This is a genomic window from Microbacterium sp. DT81.1, assembly GCF_049844955.1.
Classification (GTDB): Bacteria; Actinomycetota; Actinomycetes; order Actinomycetales; family Microbacteriaceae; genus Microbacterium.
The window spans coordinates 62248-74358 of the sequence record NZ_JBNCMA010000010.1; the positions used below are offsets into that span (position 1 = coordinate 62248).

Consider the following 12111-nt stretch of genomic DNA (forward strand, 5'->3'; position numbering starts at 1 on the left):
ACCTCTCGGAAGACGTGGGCTTACCCAGCACGGTTTCACATCGGTTCGATATCGTGGTGGCGAAGAAGTGCCAATGGCCGCGACTCGCCATGGCACGCCGGATGGGAATGCCCGTGCTCGAGGCGATCGGACTCGATGACGAGCACACAGCGGTCTACCGCGTGCTGCTCGCCACGCCGTCCGCCGACGTTCCGGAGATCGCCCGCGCGGTGCCGCTGCCGGCTGCGCGCATCGCCGCCATCGTCGATGAGCTGGAGCAACGGGGCCTGCTCGCGCGGCAGGCGTCCGCGCCGGATCGGGTGGTCGCCTCGCCCCCGGCGCTCGCCCTGCGGCCCATGCTGCTCGAGCGCGAACGGAGCCTGACCGAGGCGCACGAGGTGCTGGTGCAGCTCAGCGAGCTCTACCGACGTGGGGCGGTGCAGCGGGACGTGCCGGAGGTCGTCGACGTCGTGCTCGGGCCCGACGCGGTGCGCCAGCGGCTGGGCCAGCTGCAGGCATCCGCGGAGCAGCGGGTCGATGCCTTCGTGCTGCGCGAGGTCGCGCTGGTCGACGGCAGCGAGAACGACGAGGAGGACCTCGCCCTCGCCCGCGGCGTGCGCTACCGCGTCATCGTCGAGGGCGCCGTGCTCGAGCGGCCCGGATTCCTCGACCAGGCGAGGGCGGTCATGCCTCTCGGCGAGGAGATCCGCGTGCTTCCGCGTCTGCCGACGCGGCTCTTCATCGCCGACGGAGCGCTGGCGCTGCTGCCGATGTACTCGCACGGCGAGAAGAAGGTCTCGGGGGCGCTTCTCGTGCACCCGAGCGGGCTGCTCGACCTGGTGAACGCGACCTTCGAAGAGCTGTGGCGCGGGGCGACCCGGCTGGTCGAGGGCGGCGAACTCGCATCCGATGCTCCGGTCGACCGGGAGATGCTGCAGATGCTCCTTCTGGGTCTGACGGATGCCGCGGTGGGCACGGCGCTCGGCATCTCGGTGCGCACCGTGCAGCGGCGAGTCGCCGAGCTGATGGAGACGGCGGGTGTGACCACGCGTGTGCAGTTGGGGGCGGAAGCCGTCCGTCGCTCGTGGGTCTGAGGTCGTCTCGATTCCGCCGAGCCGGCTCATTGACGAACTCGATTGCAACCACCGGAGTAGCGAGCCCACCGCAGTCGACGGGCTGAGTGGTTGACGACCCGGGCGGGGCGGGCCATTATGGCCGTACTCGGGTCTCGGTGCACCCGCCCGCCGCGCTCGATGTGCTGGGAGGGGTTCCCTCGGCATGGACGCAATTGCGCACAAGGGAGTTCGCATGTTCCGAAAGATCGCGATCGCCGCCGCCACCGCCCTCGTTCTCACGGGGCTCGTGGCAACACCCAGTGTGGCGAGTGGTCCCCCACCGGGCGGGGATGACCGCCTCGAGGTGTACACGGGAACCGTCGACTCGCAGGGGCTCGCCGCGATCGTGGACCTGGGCGTCGACCGGCACGAGATGGTCGTCACCCCCAGCACCGACGGGTCGGCACAGCTGGACGTGCAGGTGATTCTGAGCGGTACGCAGGTGGCCCAGCTGGGCAAGGCCGGCGCGACGCTGGCGCCGAAGCAGTCGGCGCAGCTGCGGACGATGCAGGCGACGGCCGAGGGTGTGTTCCGCACCTACAGCGGGGGAGGCGGCCTTCTCGAGGAGCTGATGGCCCAGGCCGCGGCGCACCCCGACATCGCGGAGTTTCGCGTGATCGGGCAGACGCACCAGGGCAAGGACATCGGCGCGGTGCGCCTGACGAAGAACGTGGAGAAGACCAAGGACGGCAAGCGCCCCACCGCGGTTTACGTCGGAGCACAGCACGCCCGCGAGTGGGTCACGCCCGAGATGGTGCGGCGCCTCCTCGATCTGTTCGTCACGTCGTACGGCACCGATGAGCGGATCACGGACATCCTCGCGACCACCGAGCTCTGGTTCGTGCCGGTGGCGAACCCGGACGGCTACGACTACAGCTTCGAGGAGGGGCAGCGGCTCTGGCGCAAGAACCTGCGCGACAACGACGGCGACGGCGAGATCACGACCGCCGACGGCGTCGACCTCAACCGCAACTGGCCCACCCGATGGGCCTATGACAACGAGGGCTCGTCTCCGAACCCGACGAGCGACGTCTACCGCGGTCCCGCCCCCGGATCCGAACCCGAGACCCAGGCGCTCGACGCACTGTTCGCCGACATCACACCCCAATTCCTGGTCAACTACCACTCCGCCGCCGAGCTGCTGCTGCACGGCATCGGCTGGCAGGTGGCGACCCCGTCGCCCGACGACGTGATCTACGAGGCGATGGTCGGCGACGACGCGAACCCCGCTGTGCCGGGTTACGACCCCGACATCTCGGCGGAGCTGTACACCACCAACGGCGACACCGACTCGCACATGCAGGAGGCATACGGCACGCTGGGCTTCACGCCGGAGATGGCCACTTGCGAGGCGGCGGCCAATTCCGTCCCCGACGACGAGTGGGTGGCGGAGGAGGACTGCCAGTACTTCGGCTTCGACTTCCCCGACGACGAGACGCTGATCCAGGCGGAGTTCGAGAAGAACATCCCGTTCGCGCTGGCGGTCGCGGAGTCCGCCAAGGACCCCAACGACCCCGTTTCCGTGGTCGGGCGCGACGCGGAGGACTTCCGTGTCGACACCTTCTCGGTGTCGTACGGCGACCCGCAGACCGTGGCGGTCTGGGCGAAGCGCGATCTGCTCGCAAAGCACATGTGGTACCGCGTGAACGGCGGTCCGCTCAAGCTCTCGCTCGTCAAGGAGTGGCGGGGCGGTGAGCGCTACGGCGACGAGAACACCGACTACTACGCCGAGTACCGGGGCGTCGTGCGCGGAACGAAGGCCGGCGACAGCGTCGAGGTCTGGTTCTCCGCGCTCCCGTCGGCACGCGACATCCTCAACAAGAGGAGCATCCGGCCGGCGCAGAGCGAGCACTTCACGTACCAGGTAGCGCAGGACACCGGCAATTCGGTGCTCATCGTGGCCAACGAGGACTACACCGGCGGCCAGAACGCCCTCGAGCCGCCGCACGCCGCGGCGCCGAAGTACCTCGGCGCGCACGTCGCCGCTCTCGTCGCGAACGGTGTCACGCCGGATGTCTGGGACGTGGACGCGCAGGGTGTGCCGCACGACCTCGGCGTGCTGGGGCACTACGACGCCGTGCTCTGGTACCTGGGTGACAACCGGCTCACGCAGGATCCTGAGGATGTGCTCACCGACGTCTTCGGCAACCCGGTGCCCGATGCCGCGGTCGCCGAGCGGCAGCAGTACCTCACCATCTCCGTGCGCGACTACCTGAACGAGGGCGGCAAGGTCGCGCTCGCCGGCGAGACCGCCGCGTACTACGGGGTGTTCGGCGGCTCGGTCGGCGGCGTCTTCTACGGGCTCGATGGAGCACCGGAAGAGGACTGCGCGATCACGGTCGACGCCGCGGACTGCCTGTTCCTGGCCGATGACTTCACGCAGTACTACTTCGGCGCATACTCCCGGAACCCCGTCGAGGCCGGCGGCGTCGTCGGCACGGCAACCCCGCTGGCGGGAGTGGAGGCACTCTTCGGCGGCCCGGCGACGGTCGACAATCCCGTCAACGAGGCCGGCGCCCTGGTGCCGACGAGCGATGTGCTGCCGGTGGAGGACTTCCCGCAGTTCCAGAGCTGGGGCGCGGCGGAGTACCTGGATCCCGCTGGTCCGTTCATCCCCATCGAGGGCGAGTGGGCCGCCGCGGCGACGCACATCGACGACGGCTACCAGCGACTGAGCCGCACGTACGACCTCACGGGCATCGACGCGTCGGCGCTTCCGGCCTTCGCGGCGCAGTTCTCCTACGAGACGGAGGGCGCCTACGACCACGTACTGGTCGAGGCGCGCGTCGCCGGAACGGATGACTGGACGACGCTGCCCGACCTGCTCGGCGGCACGACCACGGACGTGCCGGCGGAATGCGAAGCGGGCTTCCTGCTCGATGAGCACCCGTGGCTGCTGCACTACCTGACGGCGGCGCCCGAGGGTGGGGTATGCGAGCCGACCGGAACGACCGGCGAGTGGAACTCCTTCACGGGCTCCTCGGACGGGTGGACGGAAGTCCAGTTCGACCTGTCGGAGTACGCCGGTTCGGAGGTCGAGCTGGCGGTCAGCTACGTCACGGACCCCTTCACCGGGGAGGCCGGCCTCATCGTCGATGACACGCAGCTGCGACTGCTCGCCACCGACGAGGTGCTCTTCGCCGAGGGCTTCGAGGACGGGCTCGGTGAGTGGACGGTGCCCGGCGCCCCGGAGACCAGCCCCGGCAACACGAGCGACTTCGAGCGCACGCGCGGCCTCGGCGGCATCACCGCCGCGACCGTGACGCCCGACACGCTGCTCTTCGGCTTCGGCCTCGAGCAGCTCGCCACGGATGCCGACCGGGCGACGGTGGCGGCGAGGATACTGGCGCACTTCGCCGGCTAGCCTCCTCGGACTCGCGATGTCTCGACGCCCCGGACCCTCACAGGTCCGGGGCGTCGAGAATGCGCGCGAGCGTGATGAGACCGAGCCGACTCATCACCGGGTTGGTGTCGTGGTAGTACCACGCGAGTCCCATCGCCTGCGCGAACGCCCATGCCGCCCCGCGCGCCCACTCGATGTCATCCGAGCCCACCGTCTCGCGCAGCACCACGCGCGCATGCGGTTCGAAAAGGTGCCAGGCCGCGACGAGGTCGAGGGCCGGATCGGCCGCGCCGAATCCACCCCCGTCGAGCACGCCGGCGAGACGGTCCCCGCGGACGAGCAGGTTGCCGGGGATCAGGTCGCCGTGCGACAGAACGTCGGGTCCGCCACCCGGCAGGACGCGGAACCTCGTCCACAACATGCGCAGGCGATGCACGTCGAGCAGGCCCTCGCTCTCACGGAGGCAGACGGCCATCCACTCGTCTTCGGCCTGCAGGTCTCCACCACGTCCGCGGCCCGAGAACGTTCGTCCTCCGGTGTCCGTCGCTCGGAACGCCTGGATGAGAAGGGCGATGTCCCCGGCGAACGCCGCGGAGTGGGCGAGGCCGTCGGGGGTCGCCTGGTTCCCATCGAGCCACGTCTGCACCGACCACGGTGACGGGTATCCATGGCCGCCGAGTCCGATCGCCACGGGCCTCGGGGCGGGGAAGGGACTGCAGGCCGCCAGCTCCGTCAATGCTGCAGCCTCGGTCCGGAGAAGCTCGAAGGCGAAGCCCGGCGGCTCTGGTCGAAGCGGAAAGCGAGCGGTCAGGTGCTCGCCGATCCGGAAGATCGCGTTGACCGTGCCGGCGGTCGGCAGCTCCGCGATCGGCTCGTTCCCCCACTGCGGAAACTGCTCGTAGATCAGCAGGCGTGCGATGTCGACATCGACATGCAGCTGATCCTCGTGCATCCTCACGCGAGAAACCACTCCGCCGTCGACGGAGCTACTCCGCCTCAACGGGCCGGTAGCGCACGTTCACCACGGCGTGCGGATCATCCCCGGAAACCAGCTCGAGCCGGATGGGCGCGCCACCCGGGTTGTCGAACAGGCGGATGCCGTCGCCGAGCAGCACCGGAGCGATGTGCAGGTCGATCTCGTCGATGAGACCGAGCAGCAGCAGCTGCCGGCCGATGGTCGGGGAGAAGATCTCGACGTTCTTGCCGCCGGCGGCATCCAGGGCGATGCGAAGCGCCTCCGCGACGTCGCAGTGCAGGAAGGTGATGCGCTCGGTCGGCGGAGCGTCGTCCGGGTGATGGGTCAGCACGAACTCCTGCCCTTTCCATGCACCCCCGTACGCGGTGTCCGCGTCGGGGAAGGCGTCGAAGCCGTCCCGCCCGCCGAGGATCGCTCCCGTGGTCTCGACGTACTCTTCGATCAGTCCGGGACGAGCGGTGAAACCCGTCATCCACTCCATGGCGTGATCGGGACCGGCGACGAAGCCGTCGAGCGACATCGTGAAGTGCCAGAGAACCTTGCCCGCCGCAACCTGTGGTTCCGTGTCTCTCATCGGTCCGCCCTTCTCGCCGTGCGGCCGACGCTACGCGGGCGAGCCGACATCGCGCCAGAGGAGCGGCATCCGATGTCTCGATCCGCCGGCAAGCGCCCGGTCTGTGCCGCTCACGCCCGCCGCGGACGTGGTGCCGGCGGCGGAGGGACCTGCTTCGCGGCGATGATGTCGGCCACGGCGATGCGCTCGATCCCCCGTTTGCCATCCACCACGAAGGTCGTCTCATCCGCACTGACCAGCATCCCGAGCGCGTCCGTCGCCTGTCCCGACGCCAGCCGGTAGCGCACGACGACCCGCATGCCGGGCGTCAGGGGGCTCACCACGGGCGGCGGATCACCACGAGCCGGGCGCGTAGTCCTTCAGGAACACCCCGAAGACGTCGTCGCCCGCCTCGCCGCGCACGATCGGGTCGTAGACACGGGCCGCCCCGTCGACGAGGTCGAGGGGAGCGTGGAAGCCCTCCTCGGCGAGGCGCACTTTCGTCGGATGCGGCCGCTCGTCGGTGATCCACCCGGTGTCGACGCTCGTCATCAGGATGCGGTCGGTCTCGAACATCTCGCGTGCGCTGGTGCGGGTGAGCATGTTCACGGCCGCCTTGGCCATGTTCGTGTGCGGATGCCCTGGTCCCTTGTAGCCGCGACCGAACACGCCTTCCATCGCGCTGACATTCACCACGTACTTGCGTCGAGCCGTGCTCGCGGCCATCGACGGGCGAAGCTTCGACACGAGCAGGAACGGGGCGGTGGTGTTCGCGAGCTGCACCTCGAGCATCTCCAGTGGGTCGACCTCGTCGACGTGCTGCGTCCAGGAGTTGACGTCGTGCAGGTCCGGCAGCAGCCCGCCCGCGTCGATCGCCGTGCCGGCCGCGAGCCGCTCCAGCGAGCTCGACCCGGGAGCAAGGGCCTGCTCGGTCAGCTCGTCCGCCTTGGCCGCCGCGGCCGCCAGGATCGGATGGGCGGTCACGGACCGCTCCAGGGCCCGGGGGTGCTGATCGTTGGTGTGCCCGAAGGTGACGAGCTCCGGACGAGGGCCGTCCGGAAGCGGCGCCAGCTCGGCATCCACCAGCGGCTGATACGCACCCGGCGAGCGCCGCACCGTCTGCGTGGCGTTGTTGATCAGGATGTCGAGGGGTCCGGCCGCGGCGACGTCCTCCGCGAGGCCGATCACCTGGGCGGGGTCGCGCAGGTCGATTCCGACGACCTTGAGACGGTGGATCCACTCGCGCGCATCGGGCATGCCGCTGAACCGACGAACCGCGTCGCGGGGAAAGCGCGTCGTGATGGTGGTGTGGGCGCCATCGCGCAGCAGCCGAAGGGCGATGTACATGCCGATCTTCGCGCGGCCGCCGGTGAGCAGGGCGCGCCTGCCCGTGAGATCGGTGCGGGCGTCGCGCTTCGCGTGGCTCATGGCCGCGCACTCGGGGCACAGCTGATGGTAGAAGGCGTCGACGATGGTGTGCGGCTGCTTGCAGATGTAGCAGGCGCGGGCCTTGAGCAGGGTGCCCGCCGTGGGGGCCGTCGTGGTGGTGCTGATGGGGATTCCACGGGTCTCGTCATCGATGCGGTCCGGGGCGCCCGTGGCCGTTGCCGCGATCACGGCGCGGTCGGCATCCGCGATCTCCGCTCGCTTCTCGAGGCGGCGACCCTGTTTGACGGCCTTGTACATCTTCGCGGTGGCGTGGCGGACGGCGATGAAGTCGGGATGCACATCGTCGATCTCGGCGAGCCGGGCCAGCACCTTCAGCGTGACCTCGAGGTCGGCGGGGTCGATACCGCTCGGCGGGAGGGCTGCGGACGGGGAGGGCACAGGGGATTCTACCGAGCGGCCCCTGGGGAATCGTCGAGTGGCCGAAGCACGATCAGCCAGGACTGGTAGTGCTCGAGCACCCGGCCCCCGAGTTCGCGCACGGCAGCACCGGCCCGATCGACCTCGTCGGCCGACCAGTCGCTGAACGTCGTGAAGAGGTCGCGCACCTGGCGCTCGTGGAGTTCGATGCTCCAGCGGAAGGTGGTCGTCTCGTCGACGGAGAAGAGGCCGTTGGCCGTGAGTGCCGCGGATGTCGCCGCCACCTCCTCCGGGTCGGGCCACCGGCGCCGAGGGTCGTCACGATCCGCGACGATCGCGGCGACCCTGTCACGGAAGGGGGTCGAGACATCGGGGTCCCCGAAGACATTGCGCCAGACCAGGAACACGCCTCCCGGGCCCAGCAGCCGGTGGACCTTGGGGAGAAGGACATCGAGGTCCATCCAGTGAATGGATGTCGCGGCGACGACCGCATCGAACGATGCGTCGGGCAGCTCGATGTCTTCTGCACGCGCGACGATGACCGTCGCGTCCGGGTGCGCATCGCGGAGGCGCGAGGCCAGCCTCGGACCGGGCTCGACCGCGGTGACGTGGAGGCCGGCCGCGAGCAGGGGACCGGTCGCCTGCCCCGTGCCCGCGCCGAGGTCGAGCGCCCGCCGCCCCGGTCGCAGCACGTCGAGCTCGCGGAGCCGATCCCAGAGCGCCGGCGGATACGGCGGGCGTGCCCTGGCGTATCGCGCGGCGTGCGCCTCGAAGTGCATCGGATCGACCACGGCGACAGCCTAGGCCGCGGTCCATGAAAGCACGCGGCGGAGCTAGGAGAAGATGTTCAGCAGGCGGCGGCACCGCGGTGGGTCCTCGGTGAGTCCGCGGTCGAGGCCCCAGAGCAGATAGGACGCGCTCCGGATGAGCACCCACGCCCGCGCGCGTTCGGGAGGAACATCCGCCGATTCGACGAACAGGTCGAAGAGCGACCGCACATGGGCGTCGTCGGCTGTCTCGTCGAGCCGGCTCCACAGGACTCGGCCGAGGTCGTACTCGGGGTCGCCGCGGAGGAGTACCGGATCGACGACGAGCCACGGCTCCCGCGTACCGGCGAGCACCTGTTCGAAGTGGAGGTCGCCGTTCGCCGCGAACCGTGCCGGCGGGTGCTCCGACCTCTCCCGGGCGGCGGAGATCGCCGCATCGAGCTGCGCGCGGGGAAACGGCTCACCGAGAGCGGCCCAGTCCGGCTCGAACGTCTCCGCGTGTTCGGCGGCGACCTGATCTGTGCCCCGCACGCCGGCCGGCACCGGCACCGCGAGCCTCGTGATGAGGCCGGCGAGCATGCGAGTCGCGCGCTCCAGCGGTTCGCCCGCGAGGGATCGTGCCCCGTCCAGGCGTTCCAGAAGCATCGCGCGGTCATCGACGTCGACATCGTGGAGGCGGACGGTTCCGCGTCCGTCCCACAGCCGCAGGGCCTCAGCCTCTGCGAGCACGTCGTCGCCCGGCGGCGCGAGCCGCAGAATCAGCGGGTTCTCGCCCCGGCGCACCGGGACGACCAGCGAGTTGGACCCGTGCATCACCTCGCCGTCCACGGAGAGACCCCACCGGCGACACCGATCGTCGACGCGCTGCGGCAGCGTGTCCAGCCACGCCCGGCCAGCGGCATCCACCCACCACCGAGGCATCTCACGGAACGACCCGGGCACGACGATCATCGCTCAGAGCCTATCCAGGCGCGCTGCCCCCAGGAGGACGTGCATCGTTCCGCCGGCCCGGGAACGTCGATCCCCGGCGAGCCCAGACGACGATCATGGTGGGACCGGGGGTTCACCGGCCCGAATCCGCGAACGTGTCACGAAAGGCAGCAAACCATGGGAAACCCCGTCGTCCACTTCGAGCTCATCGGCCCGGATCCCGCCCGACTCCGGGAGTTCTACGGCGCGCTCTTCGGGTGGGTCGCCCCGGCCGGCGCTCCGGTCGCCGATCGCGTCTCCAGCCCCGCGCAGTACTCCTTCATCGACCCGGAGCCGGGTTCGCCCGCGGCGGCCGGTGGCATCGGCGGCGGAGAGGGCTTCGCCCATCACGCCATCTTCTACGTCGGCGTCGAGGATGTGGGCAGCACTCTCGCGCATGCCGAGCACCTCGGCGCGACGGTCGTGCTGGAGCCGCAGCGGAATGAGGGCGGGCACGTGACGGTCGCTCACCTCCTCGATCCCGCGGGCAATCTCGTCGGTATCGCCGGCCCGTCCTGATTCCCGAGGGCACGGGGGCCGAGCCGACGAGGCGAGCCGTCGGTACTCTGGAGACGCTGATCGGAAGCGGGACGCGATGGCGGGTGACGTCGACGTGGTGATCGTCGGAGCGGGGATCTCCGGCATCGGAGTCGCGCGTGCGCTGAAGATCTCCTCACCGGGCACGACGTTCCGGATCCTCGAGGCAAGGGACGCCATCGGGGGAACGTGGGACCTGTTCCGCTACCCCGGTGTGCGCTCCGATTCGGATCTGTACACGTTCGGGTACCAGTTCCGGCCGTGGACCGATGCGGACTCCATCGCCAGCGGTGCGAGCATCCTGGACTACCTCCGGCGTACCGTCGCCGAAGAGGGTATCGAAGAGCACATCTCGCTCCAGCGCCGCGTCGTGTCGGCGGAGTGGTCCAGCCGTACCGGGCTCTGGACGGTGCAGGTTCGCACCGGCGGTTCCGACGCGGTGGAGACACTGACGGCCGCCTGGCTCTTCTGCGCCGGCGGCTATTACCGCTACGACGAGGGCTACCGCGCCGAGATCCCGGGGCTCGATCGGTTCCAGGGCCAGCGGGTGCATCCGCAGCACTGGCCGGAGGACCTGCGCTACGACGGCAAGCGCGTGGTGGTGATCGGCAGCGGGGCCACCGCGGTCACCCTCGTTCCGGCGCTTGCGAAGGAGGCCGTGCGGGTCACGATGGTGCAGCGGACCCCCGGCTACATCCTGTCCGCACCGGCCGCGGACAAGATGGCCGCACGATTGCGCCGCGTGTTCGGCGACAGGGCCGGTCACAGGATGGCGAGGGCGAAGAACATCGCTCAGCAGCGGGTGCTGTGGCTCTTCTGCCGCAGGTTTCCGAAGCAGGCGCGCCGACTGATCCGGTGGACGGTGGCGAAGCAGCTGCCGCCCGGATATCCGGTCGACGTGGACTTCGACCCTCCCTACAACCCATGGGACCAGCGGCTCTGCATCGTGCCGGACGGGGACCTCTTCGCGTCGATGCGGGAAGGAAGGGTCGAGGTGGTGACCGACCGCATCGCCACGGTCACCGAGACGGGGCTGACGCTCGGATCCGGACGGGAGATCGGCGCGGACATCATCGTCACGGCGACCGGCCTGAGCGTGCTCGTGTTCGGCGGCATCGCCCTCCGCGTGGACGGCGAAGAGGTGCTGCTGCCCGACAGGGTGGCGTACAAGGGCATCATGCTGGACGGCGTGCCGAATTTCGCGTTCGCCATCGGCTACACGAACGCCTCCTGGACCCTCAAGGTCGGCCTGCTCGCGGACTACTTCTGCCGCCTCCTCACCAACATGGCCGAGCACGGGTACACGACGGTGACCCCCCGCAGGCCCGCCGGGATGGAGACCCGACCTCTGCTCGACTTCGCGGCCGGCTACGTCACCCGGGCCGCAGACGCCCTTCCCCGCCAGGGCGCGGAAGACGAATGGCGGATGTCGATGAACTACTACGCCGACGTACGCAACCTGCGGAGGGGTCGCGTCCGATCCCCCAGCCTGCAGTTCGGCAGAGCAGGCTGAGCGCAGCGTAGAGCGTTCCGCTCACGCCGGATCCCGGCCGGGGGTACGCGCCCGCAGATACCCGTCGCTTCGATCAGTCGTGACTGACGAGCTTGAGCCCCACGATGCAGGCGACGAGGCCGAGGATGAGGAGCAGCTTCACGACCGAGAACGGCTCCGCACCCGTGACCATCGCGTAGATGACCGTCAGCGAAGCTCCGATGCCCACCCACACGGCATACGCGGTTCCCGTGGAGATGTCGCGCATGGCCCATGCGAGTCCCGCCATGCTGAGCGCGAGCGTGACCACGAAGATCACGCTCGGCCAGAGTTTCGTGAAGCCCTCGGACTTGCCCAGGGCGGTCGCCCAGACAGCCTCGAGAACTCCCGATATTATGAGGATGATCCAGGCCACCAGCTGCACCTCTCCGTCGATGCGCGCATGCCGGGAGAAGCCGCGCGATCCGAGACTACGCGGGGTGCCTCGCTCGGCTAGATGTAGTTCCCCGTGAGGTTGTGAACGCGGGTTGAGGGGGCTTGGCCGCCGATGCCGGTGTGGGGTCTGTGGTGATTG

Annotated in this window: 11 protein-coding genes; 4 read left to right on the plus strand and 7 right to left on the minus strand. The window is 69.6% G+C overall.

Annotated elements, in window-relative coordinates:
• Positions 1–101 precede the first annotated feature (101 nt).
• On the plus strand, positions 102–1073 hold the full coding sequence (locus ACLQ2Q_RS21045) for a helix-turn-helix domain-containing protein (protein WP_425823607.1): 972 nt from the start codon (positions 102–104) through the stop codon (positions 1071–1073).
• Positions 1074–1287: 214 nt separating this feature from the next.
• The gene (locus ACLQ2Q_RS21050; protein ID WP_425823609.1) at positions 1288–4458 is read left to right on the plus strand and encodes a M14 family zinc carboxypeptidase; all 3171 of its coding nucleotides are present in this window, start codon (positions 1288–1290) and stop codon (positions 4456–4458) included.
• Between the two features lie 37 nt (positions 4459–4495).
• Here ACLQ2Q_RS21050 and ACLQ2Q_RS21055 read toward each other — a convergent pair whose 3' ends face one another.
• From ACLQ2Q_RS21055 to ACLQ2Q_RS21080, 6 genes are all read right to left on the minus strand, one after another.
• Complete coding sequence (locus ACLQ2Q_RS21055) at positions 4496–5389, minus strand: aminoglycoside phosphotransferase family protein (protein ID WP_425823631.1); 894 nt, start codon at positions 5387–5389, stop codon at positions 4496–4498.
• A 34-nt stretch (positions 5390–5423) separates the two neighbouring features.
• On the minus strand, positions 5424–5987 hold the full coding sequence (locus ACLQ2Q_RS21060; RefSeq protein WP_425823611.1) for a dihydrofolate reductase family protein: 564 nt from the start codon (positions 5985–5987) through the stop codon (positions 5424–5426).
• A gap of 110 nt (positions 5988–6097) precedes the next feature.
• Positions 6098–6310: a hypothetical protein gene (locus ACLQ2Q_RS21065; protein ID WP_425823613.1), complete on the minus strand. Its 213-nt coding sequence runs from the start codon at positions 6308–6310 to the stop codon at positions 6098–6100.
• A 10-nt stretch (positions 6311–6320) separates the two neighbouring features.
• Positions 6321–7793, minus strand: a complete 1473-nt coding sequence (locus ACLQ2Q_RS21070) for an SDR family NAD(P)-dependent oxidoreductase (protein WP_425823615.1) — start codon at positions 7791–7793, stop codon at positions 6321–6323.
• Between the two features lie 8 nt (positions 7794–7801).
• Entirely contained in the window at positions 7802–8563 is a 762-nt protein-coding gene (locus ACLQ2Q_RS21075; RefSeq protein WP_425823617.1) for a class I SAM-dependent methyltransferase, read from the minus strand.
• Between the two features lie 42 nt (positions 8564–8605).
• Positions 8606–9490: an aminoglycoside phosphotransferase family protein gene (locus ACLQ2Q_RS21080; protein ID WP_425823619.1), complete on the minus strand. Its 885-nt coding sequence runs from the start codon at positions 9488–9490 to the stop codon at positions 8606–8608.
• 156 nt (positions 9491–9646) lie between these two features.
• On the opposite strand from ACLQ2Q_RS21080, the gene ACLQ2Q_RS21085 reads away from it, so the two are divergent.
• Both ACLQ2Q_RS21085 and ACLQ2Q_RS21090 read left to right on the plus strand, forming a co-directional pair.
• Positions 9647–10027 (plus strand): VOC family protein, encoded by a 381-nt coding sequence (locus ACLQ2Q_RS21085; protein WP_425823621.1) that lies wholly within the window; start codon positions 9647–9649, stop codon positions 10025–10027.
• 76 nt (positions 10028–10103) lie between these two features.
• Entirely contained in the window at positions 10104–11558 is a 1455-nt protein-coding gene (locus tag ACLQ2Q_RS21090) for a flavin-containing monooxygenase (RefSeq protein WP_425823623.1), read from the plus strand.
• 73 nt (positions 11559–11631) lie between these two features.
• Here ACLQ2Q_RS21090 and ACLQ2Q_RS21095 read toward each other — a convergent pair whose 3' ends face one another.
• A complete protein-coding gene (locus tag ACLQ2Q_RS21095; RefSeq protein WP_425823625.1) occupies positions 11632–11952 on the minus strand; it encodes a DMT family transporter in 321 nt (106 codons plus the stop codon).
• Between the last annotated feature and the right edge of the window lie 159 nt (positions 11953–12111).

Excerpts from the sequence above, each read along its gene's own strand:
- ACLQ2Q_RS21055 (WP_425823631.1), bottom strand. The coding sequence starts at position 5,389 with ATGCACGAGGATCAGCTGCATGTCGATGTCGACATCGCACGCCTGCTG.
- ACLQ2Q_RS21085 (WP_425823621.1), top strand. The coding sequence starts at position 9,647 with ATGGGAAACCCCGTCGTCCACTTCGAGCTCATCGGCCCGGATCCCGCC.
- ACLQ2Q_RS21060 (WP_425823611.1), bottom strand. The coding sequence starts at position 5,987 with ATGAGAGACACGGAACCACAGGTTGCGGCGGGCAAGGTTCTCTGGCAC.
- ACLQ2Q_RS21050 (WP_425823609.1), top strand. The coding sequence starts at position 1,288 with ATGTTCCGAAAGATCGCGATCGCCGCCGCCACCGCCCTCGTTCTCACG.
- ACLQ2Q_RS21090 (WP_425823623.1), top strand. The coding sequence starts at position 10,104 with ATGGCGGGTGACGTCGACGTGGTGATCGTCGGAGCGGGGATCTCCGGC.
- ACLQ2Q_RS21045 (WP_425823607.1), top strand. The coding sequence starts at position 102 with ATGGGAATGCCCGTGCTCGAGGCGATCGGACTCGATGACGAGCACACA.
- ACLQ2Q_RS21080 (WP_425823619.1), bottom strand. The coding sequence starts at position 9,490 with ATGATCGTCGTGCCCGGGTCGTTCCGTGAGATGCCTCGGTGGTGGGTG.